The 19,901-nt window shown below is 65.3% G+C and carries 18 protein-coding genes; 4 read left to right on the top strand and 14 right to left on the bottom strand.

The window, feature by feature from the left end; translation table 11 throughout:
* Nucleotides 1-40: 40 nt before the first annotated feature.
* On the bottom strand, nt 41-178 hold the full coding sequence (gene ccoS / locus H9K76_RS16010) for a cbb3-type cytochrome oxidase assembly protein CcoS (protein WP_187596346.1): 138 nt from the start codon (nt 176-178) through the stop codon (nt 41-43).
* Entirely contained in the window at nt 178-2,643 is a 2,466-nt protein-coding gene (locus H9K76_RS16015) for a heavy metal translocating P-type ATPase (RefSeq protein WP_187596347.1), read from the bottom strand. Before H9K76_RS16015 ends, ccoS begins: the two co-directional genes overlap by 1 nt.
* A 170-nt stretch (nt 2,644-2,813) precedes the next feature.
* On the opposite strand from H9K76_RS16015, the gene H9K76_RS16020 reads away from it, so the two are divergent.
* On the top strand, nt 2,814-3,257 hold the full coding sequence (locus tag H9K76_RS16020) for a universal stress protein (RefSeq protein ID WP_187596348.1): 444 nt from the start codon (nt 2,814-2,816) through the stop codon (nt 3,255-3,257).
* A 92-nt stretch (nt 3,258-3,349) separates the two neighbouring features.
* On the opposite strand, the gene H9K76_RS16025 is transcribed toward H9K76_RS16020, so the two are convergent.
* The 6 genes from H9K76_RS16025 to H9K76_RS16050 all read right to left on the bottom strand — a co-directional run bounded on the left by H9K76_RS16025 (nt 3,350) and on the right by H9K76_RS16050 (nt 9,194).
* Nucleotides 3,350-4,069, bottom strand: coding sequence for an ABC transporter ATP-binding protein (locus H9K76_RS16025; RefSeq protein ID WP_187596349.1), 720 nt, complete (start codon nt 4,067-4,069; stop codon nt 3,350-3,352).
* Complete coding sequence (locus tag H9K76_RS16030) at nt 4,066-4,824, bottom strand: ABC transporter ATP-binding protein (RefSeq protein WP_187596350.1); 759 nt, start codon at nt 4,822-4,824, stop codon at nt 4,066-4,068. Before H9K76_RS16030 ends, H9K76_RS16025 begins: the two co-directional genes overlap by 4 nt.
* A complete protein-coding gene (locus tag H9K76_RS16035) occupies nt 4,821-5,714 on the bottom strand; it encodes a branched-chain amino acid ABC transporter permease (RefSeq protein ID WP_187596351.1) in 894 nt (297 codons plus the stop codon). Before H9K76_RS16035 ends, H9K76_RS16030 begins: the two co-directional genes overlap by 4 nt.
* 6 nt (nt 5,715-5,720) lie before the next feature.
* The gene (locus tag H9K76_RS16040; RefSeq protein WP_187596352.1) at nt 5,721-6,596 is read right to left on the bottom strand and encodes a branched-chain amino acid ABC transporter permease; all 876 of its coding nucleotides are present in this window, start codon (nt 6,594-6,596) and stop codon (nt 5,721-5,723) included.
* 93 nt (nt 6,597-6,689) lie between these two features.
* A complete protein-coding gene (locus H9K76_RS16045) occupies nt 6,690-7,910 on the bottom strand; it encodes an ABC transporter substrate-binding protein (protein ID WP_187596353.1) in 1,221 nt (406 codons plus the stop codon).
* Nucleotides 7,911-7,961: 51 nt separating this feature from the next.
* Entirely contained in the window at nt 7,962-9,194 is a 1,233-nt protein-coding gene (locus H9K76_RS16050) for a metal-dependent hydrolase family protein (RefSeq protein WP_187596354.1), read from the bottom strand.
* Nucleotides 9,195-9,417: 223 nt separating this feature from the next.
* On the opposite strand from H9K76_RS16050, the gene H9K76_RS16055 reads away from it, so the two are divergent.
* Entirely contained in the window at nt 9,418-10,371 is a 954-nt protein-coding gene (locus H9K76_RS16055; RefSeq protein WP_187596355.1) for a LysR substrate-binding domain-containing protein, read from the top strand.
* 42 nt (nt 10,372-10,413) lie between these two features.
* Here the strand turns inward: H9K76_RS16055 and H9K76_RS16060 are convergent, their stop codons facing one another.
* The 6 genes from H9K76_RS16060 to lgt all read right to left on the bottom strand — a co-directional run bounded on the left by H9K76_RS16060 (nt 10,414) and on the right by lgt (nt 17,302).
* On the bottom strand, nt 10,414-11,967 hold the full coding sequence (locus tag H9K76_RS16060) for a malonate--CoA ligase (protein ID WP_187596356.1): 1,554 nt from the start codon (nt 11,965-11,967) through the stop codon (nt 10,414-10,416).
* A gap of 100 nt (nt 11,968-12,067) precedes the next feature.
* The gene (locus tag H9K76_RS16065) at nt 12,068-12,817 is read right to left on the bottom strand and encodes an enoyl-CoA hydratase/isomerase family protein (protein ID WP_187600677.1); all 750 of its coding nucleotides are present in this window, start codon (nt 12,815-12,817) and stop codon (nt 12,068-12,070) included.
* Between the two features lie 53 nt (nt 12,818-12,870).
* The gene (locus tag H9K76_RS16070) at nt 12,871-13,881 is read right to left on the bottom strand and encodes a Bug family tripartite tricarboxylate transporter substrate binding protein (RefSeq protein ID WP_187596357.1); all 1,011 of its coding nucleotides are present in this window, start codon (nt 13,879-13,881) and stop codon (nt 12,871-12,873) included.
* Between the two features lie 197 nt (nt 13,882-14,078).
* Nucleotides 14,079-15,536, bottom strand: a complete 1,458-nt coding sequence (locus H9K76_RS16075; RefSeq protein ID WP_187596358.1) for a malonyl-CoA decarboxylase — start codon at nt 15,534-15,536, stop codon at nt 14,079-14,081.
* Nucleotides 15,533-16,201, bottom strand: coding sequence for a GntR family transcriptional regulator (locus H9K76_RS16080; protein ID WP_187596359.1), 669 nt, complete (start codon nt 16,199-16,201; stop codon nt 15,533-15,535). The genes H9K76_RS16075 and H9K76_RS16080 overlap by 4 nt, the downstream gene beginning before the upstream one ends.
* A 285-nt stretch (nt 16,202-16,486) precedes the next feature.
* Entirely contained in the window at nt 16,487-17,302 is an 816-nt protein-coding gene (gene lgt / locus H9K76_RS16085) for a prolipoprotein diacylglyceryl transferase (protein ID WP_187596360.1), read from the bottom strand.
* A gap of 147 nt (nt 17,303-17,449) precedes the next feature.
* Between lgt and H9K76_RS16090 the strand changes: the two genes are divergently transcribed.
* Both H9K76_RS16090 and H9K76_RS16095 read left to right on the top strand, forming a co-directional pair.
* Nucleotides 17,450-18,493: a GlxA family transcriptional regulator gene (locus tag H9K76_RS16090; protein ID WP_187596361.1), complete on the top strand. Its 1,044-nt coding sequence runs from the start codon at nt 17,450-17,452 to the stop codon at nt 18,491-18,493.
* Between the two features lie 136 nt (nt 18,494-18,629).
* Entirely contained in the window at nt 18,630-19,835 is a 1,206-nt protein-coding gene (locus H9K76_RS16095) for an MFS transporter (RefSeq protein ID WP_187596362.1), read from the top strand.
* Nucleotides 19,836-19,901: the final 66 nt, after the last annotated feature.

Here is a 19,901-nt window from a genome sequence, read left to right on the forward strand (position 1 = left end):
TCAGTTTGAAACACCGCCCTGCTTTGAGCTTTGACGAGCGTCAACCGTCTTTCAGAATTCGTTCCGCTTCCTGGTCCACGTTCTCGAACTGCCCGCGATAGACGGCCCACCAAAGTCCCGCCAGCACGAACAGGACGAGTACGACGGAGAGGGGGATGAGGAGATAGAGGATGTCCATCAAGCGGGCTCCGCAGCGGGATGCGCCATCGGCAGCGATGGCTTCGGGGATGAAGGAATACCCGCCTCCTGCGTGACAGAGGCGAGGCCTCCGTCGCGCGCCAGGCGGGCGGCGTTCAGGACCACCAGCAGCGAACTGGCGGCCATGCCCAGCCCGGCCAGCCAGGCGGGCATGTAGCCAGCGATGGCCAGGGGAACGCAGAGCGCGTTGTAGAGTGCCGCCCACAGCAGGTTCTGGCGCACAACGCGCATGGTTCTGCGTGCAAGCAGCAGGGTCTGCCACACGAGGTCGAGCCGGTCGCCCATGACGACAAAATCCGAACGCGACCGGGCAAGCGGCACCGAACGCCCGAAGGCAAACGACACATGGGCGCCCGCCAGCACAGGCCCGTCATTCAGGCCATCGCCCACCATCGCCACATGGTGCCCCTGCGACTGCAGCTGCCGCAGTCGTGCAAGCTTGTCCTGCGGGCTGCAGTCGCCATGCGCGGTGGCGATGCCTGTCTGCGCTGCCACGCGCCGCACCACGTTGGCACTGTCGCCGGAAAGCAGTTCGACATGGATGCCTTCCCGGGCCAGGGCATTCACCACAGCCGTCGATTCGGCACGCAGGTCCTCGCACAGTGCCAAGCGCAGCCACGCAATGGAAGCACCGCGTTCCTGAACGGCCAGCACAACCTCCTGCCCGCTGCCACCATGCGCGGGGACACCCGTGAAGCGTGCCGAACCCAGCCGCACCGCCAGGATGGCCGCCGGATGGCTGGAGTGGCGCAGGGTGGCTTCCACGCCCAAGCCCGAAACCTCCTGCACGCTATCGAACTCCCAGGCATGGTCCTGCTGCTGCGACGGCGCCGATCGGGATGCAGCCTTCGACACCGCACGGGACACCGGATGCAACGAATGTGCCGCCACCCCCCCCGCCAGCGCCAGCAGGGCGTCGCGACTCCACCCGGACTGCATGGCACCGGCGCCCTCTTCCATCCCGACGACCGACAAGCCGTCTCGCGTGAGGGTTCCTGTCTTGTCGAACACCACGGTATCGACATGAGCCAGCGACTCGAGCCCCTGCAGGTTACGCACGAGCACGCCATGGCGCGCGAGCGTGCCGGCTGCGGTCAGCATGGACACCGGAGTGGCCAGCGACAAGGCGCATGGACAGGTGACGATCAGCACGGCGACCGCCACCATGGCCGCGTGGCCCGGGCTGCTGGGCCACCACCACACGGCGGCAGCGATGGCAGCCAGCATCACGGCGACGAGAAAGGGACGCGCAACCCTGTCCGCCAATCGGGCAAGTCGCGGTTTCTGCAGCGATGCGCTCTCCATCAGCGCCACCACCTGCGCAAAACGCGTGGCCTCTCCGACCTGGTCGATGCGCATCTCCACAGGCGCGCGCAGGTTGTAGCTGCCCGCGGAAACAGCGGCTCCCTGCGCCTTGTCCACGGGACGCGATTCGCCGGTCAGCAATGCCTCATCGGCCTGGGTGACGCCTAGCGTCACCACACCGTCCGCCGGGAACGCCTCGCCAGGCAGCACGCGCACCACATCACCCGCGCGAAGCCGGCGCGTGGAGACACGCACGAAGGCCGAGGTGGACGCATCCCAGCGCTCCACGCTGTCGGGCAACCGGTTGGTCACCGCCTCCAGGGCACCCGCCGTGCGGTCGCGCAACCGGAACTCCAGCAGCCGCCCCGAGAGCAGGAAGAAGACGAACATGGTGAGCGAGTCGTAGTACACCTCCGCTCCGAACGGCCCCCGTGGATCGAAGGTGCCCAGCGTGCTCACGACAAAGGTGATCAGCATGCCGAATGCCACTGGCATGTCCATGCTGATGCGCCGCTCGCGCATGTCGCGCAAGGCGCTCGAGAAGAACGGCCCGCAGGCGAACAGCATCACAGGCAGACAGATCACCCACGAAGCCCAGCGCAGCAGCTGCTCCATCTCAGGGGTGAGATCGCCCGGCACGGCCTGGTACGCAGGCCATGCATACATCATCACCTGCATCATGCAGAACCCGGCCACCAGCCAGCGCCACAGCGCACGGCGGCTCTCCCGCAGCCGCTGCTCGCGCAGCAACGCATCCATGGCGGGTACGGCGCGATAGCCCGCGCCGCCGACAGCGGCCATCCATCGCGAGGGCAACACCTCCTGCGGGTTCCATACGACGCGTGCACGCCGGGTCGCCGCGCTCACGTCGACGTCATGCACGCCATGGACCTGTTTGAGCGCATCCTCGATGGACAGCGCACAGGCCGCGCAGTGCATGCCCTCCAGAACGATGAAGGACTCCCACAGCGCGGGCTGTTCCTTCCCGCCGGCCGCCACAGGTCGTCCGAAGGCAGCCCACTCATCGGGGTCGTCGAGCAGGGCAGCACTCGCATCCTCGACAGGAACGGCGCATACTGGCGCTGGTGCAGGCGAAAAATCCTGAACTATCGCCTGCTTCCGGGATGTACTGGTTGACATGGGACCAAAGATAAGTCTTCGCCCCCGATAGCGAGTTGACTTGCATCAAGAGAGCCGAACCTCGCGGCCTCTATGCTTCTCATGAATGACGGTCGCAGTACACGCCACTCAGGCCGTTTCCTTTACTTCGCTCAAGAAGCGGCCGGCAGGATTCATACAAGGAGGTTCTCATGTACAAGCGCATTCTGATCGCCACGGATGGCTCCCCTCTCTCGGACAAGGCCGTTGAATCGGGGCTTGCCCTAGCGGCCCTCTCGGGCGCCTCGGTGGTCGCCCTCAAGGTTGTGCCCCGTTACCCTCGCAGCTATTTCGAGGGCAGCGCGCCTCTCCATCGCGACGAGATCAAGCAGGTGGAGCAGCGCTGGTCCGATGCCGCCATGCAGGAGCTCTCCGTGATCAAGCAGATGGGCACGAGCGAGGGCGTTTCCGTGAAGTGCGTGGTGGCCAAGTCGGAATTGATCGCGGAATCCATCATCGCGGCCGCCACCAAGAACAACTGCGACCTCATCGTCATGGCATCCCATGGTCGCAAGGGCATCAAGCGCGTGCTGCTGGGCAGCGAAACCCAGCATGTGCTGACGCATTCGCAGACACCGGTGCTGGTGCTGCGCTGAGACCGCTACCGCGCTGCGCCTTCGCAGTGCCCTGAATGAAAAAGGCGGCCCTTCGGAGCCGCCTTTTCATTGCCTGCCGCAGGCGGATGCCCTCAGTGGTTGCCCAGATAGAGCTGCGCCATGCGCTCGTCGTTCAGCAGTTCCTGCGCGTTGCCGTCAAGCACGCTGCGCCCCTGGTCAAGAATGTAGCCGTGCTGGCTGATCTGCAGCGCCTGCCGGGCACGCTGCTCCACCATCAGCACCGCAACGCCCTGCGACGGCAGCTTCTGCACCATCTCGAAGACCTTGCCGACCAATGAGGGCGCGAGCGCCGCCGTGGGTTCATCCAGCACCATGATGCGCGGCGACGGCATCAGCGCCCGGGCGAATGCGAGCTGCTGGCGCTCCCCGCCCGAAAGATTGCTGGCGTGCTGAGACAGCCGCTCCACCAGGGCCGGAAAATCGACCAGCACCTCATCCATGCGCTGCCTGAGCTTGCGCACGCCGCGCACCACCAGCAGGTTCTCCTTCACGGTGAGCGAAGGAAACACGTTGGCCACCTGCGGTACGTAGGCCAGACCGGCATCGAAGCGGTCCTCGGCGGACAGCTTCGTGATGGCCTTTCCATCCAGCGTGATCTCGCCATGCACGCGCGGCAGCAGGCCGAGCAGGGCCTTCACCAGCGTGGACTTGCCCGCCCCATTGGTGCCTGCGATGGTGACGATCTCTCCCGCTTTCACACGCAGGTCGATGCCGTGGATGATGTCCACCTCCGAATAGCCGCCACGCAGCTGCTTCAGCTCCAGCAGATTGCCTTGCTGCAACGAACTCATACCACTCCTCCCATGTACGCCTCCTGGACGCGCGGATCGTCCAGCACCGAGTGCGGGTCGCCTTCGGCCAGAATGCGCCCGCGGTCCATCACGATCATGCGGTTGGACAATGCCTTGAGCGCCTGCAGGTGGTGCTCGATCACGATGAACGCGATGCCCTGCGCGTTGAGCTGCCTCACGCGCTCGCAGATCTCCTCGATGAGCACCGGATTCACGCCCGCGAAAGGCTCGTCGAGCAGGATGCAGCGCGGATCGAGCATCAGCACACGGCCGAGCTCCACCAGCTTCTTCTGGCCGCCCGAGAGGCCTCCCGCCTTCACGTCCCGCACGCGCGCAAGATTGAGAAACTGCAGGATGCCATCGGCCTTCCTCGCGAGCTCCACCTCGTGGTTGCGCAGGCTGCGGGTCGAGAGAATGCCGTTGAACAACCGTTCGCCCGCAGGATTGGGCGCCGCCACCATCAGGTTCTCGTGCACCGTGAGCGACTTGAACTCGCGCGGCACCTGGAACGTGCGCACCAGCCCAAGGCGCGCGCGGCGATAGGGGGCCATGCGCGTGATGTCGTGACCCTCGAACTGGATGCTGCCTTCATCCGCGGGCTGCTGGCCGGCGATCGCCGCGAACAGCGTGCTCTTGCCCGCGCCGTTGGTTCCGGCAATGCCCAGGATTTCCTTGTCGGCCAGTTGCAGCGACACACCGTCGACGGCCCTGAAGCCACCGAACTGCCGCGTGACCGAGTTGACTGTCAGCATCATTGCGATTTACCCCCGGAGTCGCCCCCAAACATGCCATTGGGCCGGTACAGCGTCACCAGAATCAACGCCAGGCCCACCGCGGCAAGACGCAGGCTGGCCATGCCGACTTCGGAAACGCCCGGAATCCAGTCTTTCACGAAGCGCGAGCCTTCGAGGAACACCATGAGCAGGAAGGTGCCGAACAGTGCACCGCGCACGCTGCCCGTTCCGCCCATGACCAGCCCCATCCACACATAGAACGTGATGAGCGGAATGAACTGCTCCGGCGTGATGAAGGTGATGAAATGCGCATAGAACGCCCCAGCCATGCCGAACAGGGCTGCCCCCAGCATGAAGATCTGCACCTTGAACCAGGCGGGATCCTTGCCCAGCGCCGACAGCGCGGCCTCGTCGTCGCCGATCGCGCGCAGCAGGCGTCCGAACGGGCTGCGCGCAAGGCGCACCGTGCCCCACACCACCAGCGCCGTGATCAGCACCAGCACGGTGAAGATCGCCACATCACCCCAGGGCGACGGCCAGCCGGCAAACAGCTTGGGCAGGCCCGGCAGGCCCTGCACGCCCTTGGTCAGCCATTCCTCCTGCTGGATGGTGATGCGCACGGCCTCCGAGAAGCCCAGCGTGACGATGGCCAGGTAGTCGTCGCGCAGGCGCAGCGACAGCAGGCCGATGGGCAGCGCGAGCACGGCCGACACCAGCATCGCGGCAATGAAGCAGACCACCAGTGGCACGCCCTGCAGCGACAACAGACCGGAGGCGTAGGCCCCCACGGCGAAGAACGCCACGACGCCGAAGTTCACGAGGCGCGTGAGGCCGAACTGGAGATTCAGGCCCAACGCCAGCAGCGCATAGATCAGCGCGATGATGCCGATGGCACACAGATAAGCAATCATCGCGTCTCACCTCACCAGTTGAATGCGGCCCATGATGCCCGCGGGCCTGAGCAGCAGCACGAGCGCCAGCACCGCGAACGACAGCACCAGCTTGTACGAGGGTCCGAGCAGCGGCACGGAAAGCTCCTGCGCCACGCACAGCACCAGCGCGCCGAGCACGGCGCCGATCGGGCTTCCGATGCCGCCGAGCACCATCGCGGCGAACGCGGGAATCAGGAATTCCCAGCCCATCTCGGGCATCACGATGGCCTTCATGCCAAGCAGCACTCCGCCCGTTGCGGAGATGGCCCCCACCAGCAGCCACATGGCCAGCATCAGCCCCTTGGCGCGGATGCCGCTGGCACGCGCGAGATCGGCGCTGTCGGAGACCGCACGCAACTGGCGACCAAAGCTGGTCTGGTAGAGCAGCACGAACACGACGGCCAGCACCACGAGGGCGATGGCGGCGATCGCCAGATCGGTCGGCAGGATGCGGATGCCGCCAAAGTTCCAGGCTCGCATCAACGGCATGTCGAAGGTGCGCTGGTCATGTCCGGCAAAGAACCCGATCAGGCTGCGCAGCAGGAACCCGAGACCGATGGCCGCCAGCATGGAGGACACCATGGGCCGCCCCGCGAGCTTCCTGAAGATCAGCTGATAGGAACCGGCCGATACCAGCGCGGTCACGGCCGCACTGGTCAGCGCGGCGAGCCACAGGGGCATGCCGAGCAGCAGCTGGCAGACCACCGCGCCATAGGCGCCCAGCGTCAGGAAGTCGCCGGTCGCGGCGTTGGGAAAACGGTTGACGCCCATTACCAGCGTCATGGAAAGCGCCGGCAGTGCCACCACCAGCCCTTCGATCAACCCGTTGATGATCAGGTTTGCAATATCTATCCAGGTCATTGGCTCAATTCGTTCGCAGCCCAGGAAAGCCGCAGTGCCCGCAATCGGACGCCGCGGCCGGCGAATTCACCGCGTGGTGAACACGGGAAAGGCTCAGGCGGCGATCGAGACGACGTCGCGGCGCACCAGCTGGCCCTTCTCGATCACGTAGACACCGAAATCGGGCGTCACGTCGCCGAACTTGTCGAAGTCCAGCTTGCCCGATGCGCCCTCGTAGTTCACCTTGGCCTTCTTCGCAAGCTGGGCCTTGCCTTCGGCGAACGTGCCCACGGCATTGCCCGGAGGGTTTGCCACGTCGCGCAGCTTCGCGTTGATCTGCGCCACGCTCGCGCCGGGGCCCGCAGCCTCCATCGCCAGGCCCAGCGAGACCACCATGTCGTAGGTCATCGATGCATAGATGTTCGTCGATGCCGGCTTGCCCGTGGCCTTGGTGTAGGCCGCGTCGAAGTGCGCGTAGGCGGCGCTCTTTTCATTGGAGACCGTGTCCACGGAAATGATGCCCTCGCAGACCTCGGCGCCCAGTGCCTTGATGAGGTCTGGATTCGCGGCCCAGCCCGGAATGACCCACTTGGTCTCGGCACCGGACTGGAACCATTCACGCAGGATGATGGTGGTGTCGGGCAGGTAGGAGCCCATCACGATCACATCGGGCTTGGCGGCCAGGATCTTCTGCAGCTCGCTGCGGTAGCTCGGGCGGTTCGGCTCGTAGGTGACGTGGGCCACCACGTTGCCGCCGCGCTGCTTCCACACGCGCGTGAAGCCTTCCACGTTGCCCAGGCCCGATGCGTTGTTGAACGCCATCGTGGCCGGGCGCTTGAAGCCGTATTTCTTGCAGATCTCCGCGAACGCGATGCCGAAGCGGTCGTTCGTCGCCTGGAAGCGCCAGACCAGATCCTTGGTGTCCAGCGTCGAGATCGTGGGCGCGCCCGACACGTTCATCTGGATGATGTTGGCCGCATCGGTGAGCGGCAGCACCGCCAGGGACACCCCGGAAGCCCAGGTGCCGAGCACCGCCTGCACCTTGTTCACCTCGATGAGCTTCTTGGCGGCCAGGACGGCGGCGTCGGGCTTGGTCTGGCTGTCCTCGGTGAAGAGTTCCAGCTTGCGGCCGCCTGCGCCGCCTGCGGCATTGATCTCGTCCACGGCGATGCGGATGGCCTGCTGCATGCCCGTTCCATAGGGACTGCCGGCACCGGTGATCGGCGTGAGCGAGCCGATGCGGAAGGTCTCGCCGGTCTGACTGAAGCCGATGCTCGGAACGGCCTGGAGTGCGGCGGCGACGCCGGAGAGCTTGACGAAGTTTCTACGTTGCATGATGGGTCTCCTGGATACGGATGGAAAGCGGGTATGCGGCGGCGCTCGCTGTCAGAGCGCGTTCTTGAACAATTTGCCGTCCTTGAGGATGGCGCGGATCTTCTCGCCCTGGTTGAGCAGGCAGGTGATGTCGGACAACGGGTTGCCGTCCACCAGCAGCAGGTCGGCGATGGCGCCCTGCGTCACTTCGCCGAGCTCGCCCTGCTGGTTCAGGATTTCCGCACCGATCAGCGTGGCCTGCTGCAGCACCGGGCCATTGCCCAGCACCTCGGCACGCAGGCGCAGTTCGTCGGCCTGCAGGTAATGGGTTTCACCAAGCAGGTCGGAGCCGAGACCCATCTTCACGCCCGCCTTCGCGAGCGTCTCGATGGCCTGGCGCCCCGGGCCGCGCACACCGTCGATCTTGGCGATCGAGACCGCGGGCAGGCCGTACTTCTCGCCTTCGTTGGCGAGGCCTTCGTAGGTGACCAATGTCGGCACCATGTAGGCACCCATCTCTGCCATGAAATCGGCCGTGTCCCGGTCGACCAGGTTGCCGTGCTCGATGGTGCGCACGCCGCAGCGCACGGCGCGCACGATGGCGCGGGGGGTGTAGGCATGGGCCATCACATAGGTGTTGGCGTTGCCGGCCTCCTCGACGATGGCGCGCAGTTCGTCCTCCGAATAGCCAAGGTTGCCGATGGGATCGTTGGGCGACGCCACGCCGCCCGAGGCCATCACCTTGATCTGCGTAGCCCCTTTCAGGATCTCCTCGCGCACGGCGATGCGGCAGGCATCCACGCCATCCACCACACGGCCGATGTTGCCGAGCTTGTGCACGCAGGAACACAGGTCCAGGTCGTCGCTGCGCGGACGAAAATCGGCGTGGCCACCCGTCTGCGACAGCGCCTTGCCCGAGGGGAAGATGCGCGGACCTTCGATCAGGCCCGTGCGCACCGCTTCAGCGAGCGACCAGTCCGCGCCGCCCGCGTCGCGCACCGTGGTGAAGCCGCGATCCAGCATGGCGCGCATGATCGGCAGGCCACGCAGCATGGTGAACACATTCGGCAGCTTGGCCACGTTACCCAGGTTGAACGACGATGCGATGGTGTGCACGTGGCAGTCGATCATGCCGGGCATCACGGTGAGCCCCCTGGCATCGATCACCTGCGCGCCTTCCGGCGCCACCAGGTCCGCGCCGATGGCGGAGATACGCCCATCCTTGACGAGCACCGAGTAGCCGGACAGCAGCTTGAGAGAGTGAACATCCAGAACGTTGCCGTTCGCAATAAACAAAGTGGTCATGGGATCGATCTAGAAACAAATAGACACTGCAAATTACTCATAGCGTGACGCTCCAAATCAGTGCCAGCGGAAGCCTTGAGGCACCGTATCAGTGCAAACCCGAATATGGAAAAGACCATATTTCACAACGATGTCACGGTATGCATTTATCGGGCCAAAAGGCAAACGGATCAATGCTTAAAATCTCAACAACCCATGAGCTGTACTCATACCTTCTCGTCCCATGCGCCGCCTCTGCCCCACCATCTCGGAACTCAATGCCTTTCATGCCGCAGCCAAGCACCTGGCGTTCACGATGGCCGCCAGGGAACTGTGCGTGACGCAGAGTGCGATCAGCCGCCATATCGCGGGGCTCGAGGACTACCTGGGACAGAAGCTGTTCCTGCGCAAGACCACCGGGCTGGAACTCACCGAGGCCGGCGCGATGTACCTGAGTGCCACGCGCCCCGCGATGGCGCAGCTGGAGTCGGCCACCGCGCAGCTCATGTCCTACGGGGGCGATGGCGGCGCGCTCAACCTCTCCGTGCCGCCCACATTCGCGACCCAGTGGCTCTTCCCGAGGCTGGGCCATTTCAAGCGCACGCTGCCGCAGGTCAGCCTGAACTTCGTGCGCTACGAGCATGCGCACGATTTCTCCAACCCGCATGACTTCGATGCCGCCATCCAGTACGGCTACGGCAACTGGCCCAGCGCCAACGCGCGCTATCTCATCGGCGAGGAAACCAGCATCGTCTGCAGCCGCCCGTTGCGCGACACACTCGGCCTGCATTCGCCCGAGGATCTGCACAAGGCCACGCTGCTGCAGCACATCGAGGTCCCGCTTGCGTGGCACGACTGGATGCTCTCGCATCACATGGACACCAGCACGAGCCGCTTCGGCCCCGGGTTCAACCAGTATTCGCTGATCGTGCGCGCCGCCGTCTCGGGCTTCGGCGTGGGCATCGTGCCGACCTGCGTGGTGGAGGACGAACTGCAGGCCGGCTCGCTCATCGAGCCCTTCGGTCAGCGCTACCAGAGCGCCATGGGCTACTACCTGTGCGCACCGGCGTCGAGCACCAATCTTCCAGCCTACAAGCTGGTCAGTGCCTGGCTCGATCACTGCTGCAAGCACACGGGTACCGCGGACACAAAAAATGCGGAGTGCCTTTTCTGCAGCACTCCGCATTCAATGGGTTAGTACCGGGCCGCTCGGCGGCCCGGATTCGGCCATGCCGGCAACTCAGGCGAACAGCCCCTTGTACTGATCGCGCAGCAGGTTCTTCTGCACCTTGCCCATGGTGTTGCGCGGCAGCTCGGGGGTGACGAAGCAGCGCTTGGGGATCTTGAAGTTCGCAAGCTGCGACTTGAGCTGCGCGATGATGGCGTCGCCATCGACCTGGACTCCCGGCTTGGGGATCACCACGGCCACGCCGACCTCGCCAAAATCCGGATGCGGCACGCCGACCAGCGCGCTCTCGGCCACGCCGGGCATGTCGTTGATGTAGCCCTCGATCTCTGCCGGATAGACGTTGTAGCCGCCGCTGATGATCAGGTCCTTGCTGCGGCCGACGATGCACACGTAGTCGCGCTCGTCCACCTTGCCCACGTCGCCGGTCTTGAACCAGCCGTCGGCGCTGAACTCTTCCCTGGTCTTCTCGGGCATGCGCCAGTAGCCCTTGAACACGTTCGGCCCCTTGACCTGGATGTTGCCGATCTCGCCCATGGGCAGCGCCTTGCCCGCATCATCGACGACGCGCAGGCCCACGCCCGGCAACGGGAATCCCACCGTGCCGCCGCGGCGCTCGTCCTGTCCGCCATGGCGCGCGTCGGCGCTGTAGGGGTTGGAGGTGAGCATGATGGTCTCGCTCATGCCGTAGCGTTCCAGGATCGTGAAGCCGGTGCGGTCCTGCCACTCCTTGAAGGTCTCGATCAGCAGCGGCGCGGAGCCCGCGATGAACAGGCGCATGTGGCCTGCCTGCTGCCTGGTGAGGGCGGGCTCGGCCAGCATGCGCACATACAGCGTGGGCACGCCCATGAACACCGTGGCGCGCGGCATCGCCGCGATGACGGCCTTGGGGTCGAACTTCGACATCCAGATCATCTTGCTGCCGTTGATGAGCGCACCGTGGATCGCCACGAACAGGCCATGCACGTGGAAGATCGGCAGCGCGTGGATCAGCACATCGCCCGGCTTCCAGCCCCAGTAGTCCTTCAGCATCACGGCGTTCGACAGCAGGTTGCCGTGCGTGAGCATCGCTCCCTTGCTACGGCCCGTGGTGCCGCTGGTGTAGAGAATCGCGGCTAGGTCGTCGCTCTTCCTTTCGGCCTCCTGGTGCTCGTCACCGAAGTGCGTCGCACGCTCGAGCAGCGTGCCGTTGCGGTCTTCGCCCAGGGTGAATACATGCTCGGTTCCCGCCTTGAAGGCGATCTTGGAAACCCAGCCGAAATTGTTCGGCGTGCACACCACGACCGCCGGCTCCGCATTGCCGATGAAGTACTCGATCTCGGCGCTCTGGTAGGCCGTGTTCAATGGCAGGAACACGTAGCCCGCGCGCAGCGTCGCCAGGTACAGCAGCACCGCTTCCACCGACTTCTCCACCTGCACGGCGACACGGCTGCCTTCGGGCAGCTTGAGCGAATCGAGCATGTTGGCGATGCGCGCGCTCGCACGATCGAGATCGCGCCAGGTGTAGTTCAGCGGTTCGCCGGACGACGACACCGCCTCGATGGCAACGTCATCGAGATTCGAGGGAAATGCTGCACGCAGCGCAGAAAACAGGTTGTGGTTGGCCATCTTCAAAGACTCACTTGGTGTGTCGCGGCCCCTCTCGCCGAGAAGGCCGCGCTCATGAAAACTCGACTATTCAATTTCGGCGCCGGACCCGGCGCCATCTTCAGCGCCCCTTGAACACCGGCTTGCGCTTCTCCCGCCATGCGGCGCCCCCTTCCACCAGATCCTCCGAATTCACGGTCTGGAAAACGTCGCGCGCAATCGCATCGGCATCGTGCTGGCCGCGCGCGATCAGGTTCAGGTGTTTCTTCATGCCGAACAGGGGCAACGGCGCCATCGCGCCGAGCGTATCGGTCAGCGTGCCCAGCGTGGACTCCAGCGCATCGGCCTGGGCCAGGTGCGTGAGGAAGCCGCAGGATTTCATCTCGGAGGCGTCCAGGCGCTCGCACGTCAGGAACAGCCGCTTGGCGGTATCCAGGCCCAGCCGTGTGACGTAGCGCTCGAGGCCCGCCTGGTAGAAATGCAGACCCAGGCGTGCCGCGGGCATGAACATCTCGGCCGGAGCCGCCCCGACACGGAAATCGCATGCCAGCGCCATGTCGGTGGCGCCGCCATACACGCCGCCATGCACGACGGCGATCGTGACGGCCCGGCACTGCTCGATGGCGTCCACCATCTCGCCGAAGCTGCTGCCCTCATTCTGGCTGTTCTGCACATCGGAGATGTCGTAGCCACTGCAGAAATACTTGCCGGCCCCCCGGATGACGAGCACGCGGATGTCCTCCAGCACATTCACCTGCCGCACGTGGGAGATGATGACGGGAAGGTCTTCCGGGGCCAGGCGATTGGCCACCTCCGGCCGCCTCAGGGTGATGGTGGCCACATGGTCTTGCAGGTTCAGCTCGGGGGTCATGTCTTTCATTTCAAAGTTGCACTGCCGCCGGCAAGGGCGTCAGCCTGCCTGCGTCATTCCAGCTTCGCGCCCGAAGCCTTCACCACCTGCGCCCAGCGCTTGACCTCCGCGCTCACCATCTTGCCGAAGTCCTGGGAAGACAGCGTGCCGAACTCCGCGCCATTGCTGGCCCACACGGCCTTGACCTCCTCGGCCTGGCCGAGCTTGTGGAACTCCTCGGTGATGCGGGCGGCCATCTCGGGCGACGTGCCCTTGGGCGCCCACAGGCCGTACCAGGTGGACACCGTGTATTCCGGCAGGCCGACTTCCGCAGCGCAGGGAACGTCGGGCAGCGAAGGATTGCGCTTGGCACCCGACACCAGCATCGGCTTGATGCGGCCGGCCTTGATATGCGCGGCGGAGGAGCCCAGGCCGTCGAACATCATGTCCACGTTGCCGCCGATCAGGTCCTGCAGCGCCGGGCCCGCACCGCGGTAGGGAATGTGCGTGATGAAGGTGTTGCTCTGGAGCTTGAACAGCTCGCCCGCCAGATGGTGCGAGGTTCCCGAGCCCGCCGAGCCATAGTTGTACTTGCCGGGCTTGGCCTTCACCAGCTCGAGGAACTGCTTGAAATCCTTGGCCGGCACGTTGCGCGGATTGACCACCAGGACCTGCGGCACATTGGCGATCAGGGCGAGCGGGACGAAGTCCTTCTCGATGTCGTAGTCGAGCTTGGGATACATCGACGGGGCAATCGCGTGGTGCACCGCGCCCATGAAAAGGTAATTGCCGTCGTGCGGCTGCTTCGCGGCAATACTGGCGCCCACCGTGCCACCGGCACCACCCCGGTTGTCGATGATGAGCGACTTGCCGGTCGACTTGGAAAACTGCGCCGCGAGCGGCCGGGCGAAGGCGTCGGTACCGCCGCCTGCGGGGAACGGCACCACCATGGTCACGGGCTTGGAGGGCCACGCGCTCACGTTCGCATCGGCTGCAAAGCTGTGGCTGACACCCGCCCACGCCAATCCTGCCGCACCTGCGGCGCGCAGCACATCGCGCCGCTGCATCGTCATCTTGTCCGTCATGATGAAATGTCTCCTGATTTTCTCTGGAAGTTTGTGTAATGAAAACTCATGACTCAGGGGTACAACCCTCGCCCCTGGTCACCCGGACCGCGATGATCCACGTGGTTGACCGTTCGTGATTCATCGCTTTCGCTATTGACATTGCCTCCAGACGGGCAAGCCAATGGCGAAGACACTGTTGCTCCTCCGGCAGCCCCTCAGTCGCGGCACAGCGCGTCGATTTCGCTCGACACCGGCACGCGCCCCTCAGCGAGCATTGCGCGGTGCTTGTCGATGCGCTTGAGGTCGTAGAGGTAGTTCACCATCATCCCGAACGACTGCTTCTGGCCCTTGGACGAAGGATCCCCAGCCCAGTTCAGGCGTTCCACTCGCGCGCCGTTGCCCAGGTGGAAACGCGCCACCGGATCGACCGGCTTGCCGTCCGCCATCTCCCGACCCAGGTAGCGCGCCGCGCATTCGGTGACGAACTGGCGCACGGGCGACTTCGCATCGAGTTCCAGTGCACTGGCCTCGGCCGCAGCCATCACGTGCGCTGCCTGCGGCGGCTCGAAGCCCACGGCGCGGCCCAGTTCGCCCAGGCGCTTCTCGTCAAGCAGCTGCAGTTGCTGTGCGCAGTGCTTGCCAAGCCAGGAACGGAACCCGGGAATCGGCGACAGGGTGGCGAACCGCTTGAGGCGCGGGAACTCCTCGGCCAGCGTCTCGGCCACATGCTTGATCAGCGAATCGCCGAAGCTCACGCCGCGCAGCCCCGTCTGCGTGTTGCTGATGGAGTAGAAGATGGCGGTGGTCGCCTTGTTCAGGTCGGCAGCCGCCGCGGACTCATCGAGCAGCGGCGTGATCGAGGCGGACATCTCGGTGACCAGGGCCACCTCCACGAAGATCAGCGGCTCATTGGGCAGGCGCGGGTGGAAGAAGCCGTAGCAGCGACGGTCGCTGTCGAGGCGGTTCTTCAGATCGGCCCAGCTGCGGATGTCATGCACGGCCTCGTACTTGATGAGCTTCTCGATCAGGGACGCGGGAGAATCCCAGGAGAGGCGGCGCAGGTCGAGAAACGCCACGTCGAACCAGGTGGCGAAGAGCTGCTCGAGCTCCGCCTCGAGCGGCATCAGCCGCTTGTCGCCCTTGAGGTGCGGGAGGAACTCCGCGCGCAGGTCCACGAGGAAGCGCATGCCCTGGGGAAACGCCGAGAAGCGCTGCAGCAGCCGCGTGCGCGGCGAGGTCAGCACACGGCGCAATGCGGCCTCGGCCTGCGGCGCGTCGGGCGTGCCGACGGCGGCTTCGTATTTCTGCTGCGCATTCTTCACACGCGCGGCGTCGGGCGTGAACTGCTCGCACATCAGCAGCCACAGATCCCGGCGCTCCTCTGGCGAGGCTTCCGCGTACCACTGGGCGATGGCCTCGGCGCGGCGCCCGCCCTCCACTTCGCTCACACGCGGTGCAACAACCTCCTGCAGGTCGGTGAGCAGCCGCCTCAGCGCGCGCGGGGACAGCGCCTCGCCGCTACGGCGCAGCGTGGCCTCGAGGCGATCATGCGTGGAGCGCGGCGGTGCCTCCTTGCCCGCTACCGCGCCGCCCGCTCCGGCATCGGCGTTCTTGGAATCGCCACCCATCAGGCGGGCAACGTTGCGGGACAACCAGGTGGTGGCGGCATTCATAGGGCAATCCGGGAAGAGTGGTGACGAGAAAGTTCGCGCAGCGCTTCGCGCTGTGCGGAAAGGTGGTGGCGCATGGCCTGCTCCGCGGCCGGTGCATCGCGCCGCTTGAGTGCGGCGAAGACAGCCAGGTGCTCGGACAGGCTCTGCTGGAGCCGACCTGGCGCATGCAGTTGCTGCAGCCGCGCAAGCCGCAGGATCTTGCGCAGGTCTCCGATGCTCTGGGCCAGCCAGCGGTTGTCCGCAAGCGTGATGAAAGCCTCGTGGATCGAGAGATTGGCGGCGTAGTATTCGTTGATGTCGCCCGCCTGCGCATGGTGCGTCAGCCGCTCGTGCAGCAATTCGAGCGCCTGGATGTCGGCCTGGTTGGCCTTCTGCGTGGCTTCGTAGGCGGCCCGGCCTTCGAGCAGTTCGATGATGGGAAAAATGTCGTCCACATCCCGTTCGGTGATCTGGGCGACGAAACAGCCCCGCCGCGGCTCATGGCGGGCCAGCCCTTCCGCCACGAGCACCTTCAGCGCCTCGCGCAGCGGCGTGCGCGAAATCTCCAGTTGCTCGCACAGCCGGATCTCGTCGAGAAAACTGCCCGGTGCCAAAACGCCGTCAAAGATCAGCTCCCGCAATCTTTCAGCGACCTGATCATGCAACGAGTTGGCAATGGAGCGCATGGCAGTTTCAGAACGTATGCGGCAGGGTCTCAACCTCAGGCAGAAATGTGAACCAGGCCGCGAATCACCCTCAAAACATCGCCATCGGCGTTCAATCGATTTCTATCTGCGGCCAGATTCGTAATTTCTCATAATTATGTATAAATATAAAGAGAAATTTGTTCGGGTTACTACCAGGAATTCTCTCCACGAATGAATCGACAGGCAGCTAGCGCGAATCAGGATGTTGCGGGTGTGGGACGGGCTCCTCGGAGTGGAATGCCCGTCCAAAGTGCCCGAGATCGCTCAGCGTTGCTTGTGCGCCCAACCCCAGAGCGCGGCGCCGGCCAGAATCATCGGCAGGCACAGCCATTGCCCCATGCTCATGCCCAGCGAGAGGATGCCCAGGAAATCGTCGGGCTCGCGGAAGTACTCCGCAATGAAGCGGAACACGCCGTAGCCCACCAGGAACGCCGCCGCCACCTCGCCGGTCTTGCGCGGCTTGCGTGCATAGAGCCAGAGCAGCACGAACAGCAGCAGGCCCTCCATCAGGAACTGGTAGATCTGCGAAGGATGGCGCGGCAGCATCGTGCCGCTTTGCGGGAAGACCATGCCCCAGGGCAGATCCGGGCTGGCAAGACGCCCCCACAGCTCGCCGTTGATGAAGTTGCCGATGCGGCCCGCGGCGAGGCCCGTCGGAACACAGGGGGCCACGAAATCGGCTACCTCGAGCCAGGGCTTCCTGCGCGAATGCGCGAACCACAGCATCGAGCCGATCACGCCCAGGAGGCCGCCATGAAAGCTCATGCCGCCCTGCCAGACAAAGAACACCTCCAGCGGGTGACTCAGGTAGTAGCCCGGCTTGTAGAACAGGCAGTAGCCCAGCCGCCCCCCCACCACCACGCCCAGCACGCCGAGAAAGAGAATGTCCTCCACGTCCTTGCGGGTCCAGGCCCGGTCGCCGGTCATCGAGGCATAGGGCTGGTGGCGAAGGCGCAGGCAGCCCAGCAGCAGGAACAGCCCGAAGGCCACCAGATAGGTGATGCCATACCAGTGAATGGCGAGCGGCCCGATTTGCAGGGCGACGGGGTCGATATGCGGGTACATCAGCATGGCAGGCATTGTGCCGCATGCCTGCACCCGCACGGACTCGGCTGGAATTGCCCGCCTCCCCTAGCTCCGGGAAGAATCGCTCTGCTCCAAGGTACTGGCAAGATTTGTGGGAACAATGTCCTTGCTGCCAAGCATGACATCCGGAATACTGGCCCCATGCCAAGCAAGCCGAATGCACCCCAGCGCGTCCCGCAGTCCATCCACGAAGGCCATCTGGTCGTGTGCATCGGCTTTGACGGCGCGATGAGCCTGGATATCGCCGGGCCTCTGCAGGTGTTCTCCACCGCCAACGAAATGCGCATGCGGCAAGGCATGCGGCCGTGGTATCGCACCCAGCTGGCGGCGGGCAACGACCTGGTGGTCACCACCTCCAGCGGCCTGCGCATGCTGGCCGACGTGCGCTGGAGCGAACTGGCGCCGCTGCCCTACAACAGCACCGTGCTGGTTCCAGGCGGCGATGGCGTTGACCAGGTGCGCCACGACACGGCCCTGCGCGAGTGGCTCGTGCGGACCGAACCCCGCGTGGCCCGCATGGGCTCGGTCTGCTCGGGAGCCCTGGTGCTGGCCGGCAGCGGCCTGCTGGACGGGCATTGCGCCACCACGCACTGGTGCCGCGTCGACGAGATGCGCCAGCGGCACCCGGACATCTCCGTGGACAGCGATCGACTGCATACCTTCGATGCGGATGACCCTGTCTACGGGCACCTGTTCACCTCGGCCGGTGTCACGGCCGGCATCGACCTCGCGCTTGCACTGGTCGAGGCCGACCTGGGGCGTGCCACCGCGCTGGCAACGGCGCGCCAGCTGGTGATGTTCATGCGCCGCCCCGGAGGACAGGCGCAGTTCAGCCCGTTGCTCACGCCCGAAACCACCCATGCGCCGCGCCTTGCGCAATTGCTGGACTGGATTCCCGGCCAGATCGGCAGCGACCTGAGCGTGGAGCGGCTGGCCGAGCAGGCCTGCCTGCCCCCGCGCACGCTGGCGCGCGTGTTCCACAAGGAACTCGGGACCACGCCCGCGAAATACGTGGAGCGCGTGCGCGTGGAGGCCGCCTCCGCCCTGCTCGGCCAGCGGCAGGCATCTGTCGCCACCGTCGCGCGCCTGTGCGGGTTCGGGCATCCGGAAAACCTGCGGCGCAGCTTTCACCGGCATCTGGCGGTCAGCCCCCAGGCGTTTGCCGAGCGGTTCGGCTCCGGTTGACGGCTCGCCCCACCCGTCGTCGCCGACTCCCCCCAACTCACCCTTCGATTCGAGGCCATGCGGCTGCATGGCCGGAGCGTCTCTTCGCCCTTTGTTTTCATCTCGGTTTTCATATCACCCAGGAGCCTCACGCATCATGATCCTGCGCCGCTACCCCCAACTCGCCGTGCTGAGCGTCGCCCAGGCCCTGTACTGGTCGTGCTCCATCATCGGCATCGCGCTCACGGCGCTGATCGGCCAGCGCATGGCGCCCTGGCCCCTGCTGACCACCCTGCCCCTGGCACTGCTGGTGCTGGGTAACCTGATGGCAGTGGGCACGCTCGCGCGCTGGATGCAGCAACTCGGAAGAGCGCGCGGGCTGCAGCGCGGAGCCGCATTCGGCATTGCCGCCGGCCTGCTGGCCGCGCTGGCGGTGCATCTGCAGAGCTTTGCTCTGTTCTGCGTGGCGATGATCCTGCTCGGCGTGTACCAGGCCTCCGCGGGCTTCTACCGTTTCGCCGCACTCGATGGCGTGGACGCGCAGCACAAGGGCCGCGCTGCCGCCTGGGTGGTCGCGGGCGGCATTGCCGCAGCCGCCATCGCCCCGGGCGTGGCCCTGCACGCGGTGAACTGGCTTCCGACACCCATGGCGGGGGCCTATGCGTTCATTGCCTTGCTGGCACTGTGCGCCCTGCTGCTGCTCACGCAGTTGCCGCAGTCCCGGACGGATCCGGCTGCGGCGCATCCCACGCCCGCAGCCCTTCTCGCCACATCGCGCCGCGCACTCTGGTCGCGCCCCGCCATACGGCAGGCCCTGTGTGTCACGGCCTGCGGGCACGGGCTGATGATCCTGGTGATGAATGCGACGCCGCTGGCCATGCACGGCCATGGCCATGCGCTCGCCACATCCACCCACGTCATCCAGTGGCATGTGCTGGGCATGTTCCTGCCATCGCTCGCGGCGGGCAGCCTGGTGGACCGATGGGGCGCCAGGCCGGTGGCATGGACCGGAGCCCTGCTGCTCGCGGCCAGCGCCGCGATGGCGCTCAGCGGCCTGTCATCGACGCAGTTCCTCATCAGTTCGCTGCTGCTGGGCGCGGGCTGGAACCTGATGCTGCTGGCCGGCACCACCCTGTTGTCTGCGGCGCACACACCCGACGAACGCTCCGTGGCGCAGCCCATGATGGAGTGGACCAACAGCGCCGTGGCCGCCCTGATGTCCTTCAGTTGCGGTGCGCTCATGCAGACGCTGGGCTGGCAGGCGATCAACGTGTTCGCACTGGTGGTGCTCACCGCCGTCGCATGGTGGCTCAGCCGCCCGGTGAATGCGGATCAGAATCAGGCCATGAGGCAGGCATCCTGACGCACTGGGTGCCAGGCAGCACCGCTCATGCAGGACAAGGGATGAAAATTGCCCCCAGCCCTTCAC

The organism is Diaphorobacter ruginosibacter, from assembly GCF_014395975.1.
In the GTDB taxonomy this organism is placed as follows: domain Bacteria; phylum Pseudomonadota; class Gammaproteobacteria; order Burkholderiales; family Burkholderiaceae_C; genus Diaphorobacter_A; species Diaphorobacter_A ruginosibacter.

What these genes read in the sequence shown, in the direction of transcription:
- ccoS (WP_187596346.1), bottom strand. Translation starts at nt 178, where the DNA reads ATGGACATCCTCTATCTCCTCATCCCCCTCTCCGTCGTACTCGTCCTG.
- H9K76_RS16015 (WP_187596347.1), bottom strand. Translation starts at nt 2,643, where the DNA reads ATGTCAACCAGTACATCCCGGAAGCAGGCGATAGTTCAGGATTTTTCG.
- H9K76_RS16020 (WP_187596348.1), top strand. Translation starts at nt 2,814, where the DNA reads ATGTACAAGCGCATTCTGATCGCCACGGATGGCTCCCCTCTCTCGGAC.
- H9K76_RS16025 (WP_187596349.1), bottom strand. Translation starts at nt 4,069, where the DNA reads ATGAGTTCGTTGCAGCAAGGCAATCTGCTGGAGCTGAAGCAGCTGCGT.
- H9K76_RS16030 (WP_187596350.1), bottom strand. Translation starts at nt 4,824, where the DNA reads ATGATGCTGACAGTCAACTCGGTCACGCGGCAGTTCGGTGGCTTCAGG.
- H9K76_RS16035 (WP_187596351.1), bottom strand. Translation starts at nt 5,714, where the DNA reads ATGATTGCTTATCTGTGTGCCATCGGCATCATCGCGCTGATCTATGCG.
- H9K76_RS16040 (WP_187596352.1), bottom strand. Translation starts at nt 6,596, where the DNA reads ATGACCTGGATAGATATTGCAAACCTGATCATCAACGGGTTGATCGAA.
- H9K76_RS16045 (WP_187596353.1), bottom strand. Translation starts at nt 7,910, where the DNA reads ATGCAACGTAGAAACTTCGTCAAGCTCTCCGGCGTCGCCGCCGCACTC.
- H9K76_RS16050 (WP_187596354.1), bottom strand. Translation starts at nt 9,194, where the DNA reads ATGACCACTTTGTTTATTGCGAACGGCAACGTTCTGGATGTTCACTCT.
- H9K76_RS16055 (WP_187596355.1), top strand. Translation starts at nt 9,418, where the DNA reads ATGCGCCGCCTCTGCCCCACCATCTCGGAACTCAATGCCTTTCATGCC.
- H9K76_RS16060 (WP_187596356.1), bottom strand. Translation starts at nt 11,967, where the DNA reads ATGGCCAACCACAACCTGTTTTCTGCGCTGCGTGCAGCATTTCCCTCG.
- H9K76_RS16065 (WP_187600677.1), bottom strand. Translation starts at nt 12,817, where the DNA reads ATGACCCCCGAGCTGAACCTGCAAGACCATGTGGCCACCATCACCCTG.
- H9K76_RS16070 (WP_187596357.1), bottom strand. Translation starts at nt 13,881, where the DNA reads ATGACGGACAAGATGACGATGCAGCGGCGCGATGTGCTGCGCGCCGCA.
- H9K76_RS16075 (WP_187596358.1), bottom strand. Translation starts at nt 15,536, where the DNA reads ATGAATGCCGCCACCACCTGGTTGTCCCGCAACGTTGCCCGCCTGATG.
- H9K76_RS16080 (WP_187596359.1), bottom strand. Translation starts at nt 16,201, where the DNA reads ATGCGCTCCATTGCCAACTCGTTGCATGATCAGGTCGCTGAAAGATTG.
- lgt (WP_187596360.1), bottom strand. Translation starts at nt 17,302, where the DNA reads ATGCCTGCCATGCTGATGTACCCGCATATCGACCCCGTCGCCCTGCAA.
- H9K76_RS16090 (WP_187596361.1), top strand. Translation starts at nt 17,450, where the DNA reads ATGCCAAGCAAGCCGAATGCACCCCAGCGCGTCCCGCAGTCCATCCAC.
- H9K76_RS16095 (WP_187596362.1), top strand. Translation starts at nt 18,630, where the DNA reads ATGATCCTGCGCCGCTACCCCCAACTCGCCGTGCTGAGCGTCGCCCAG.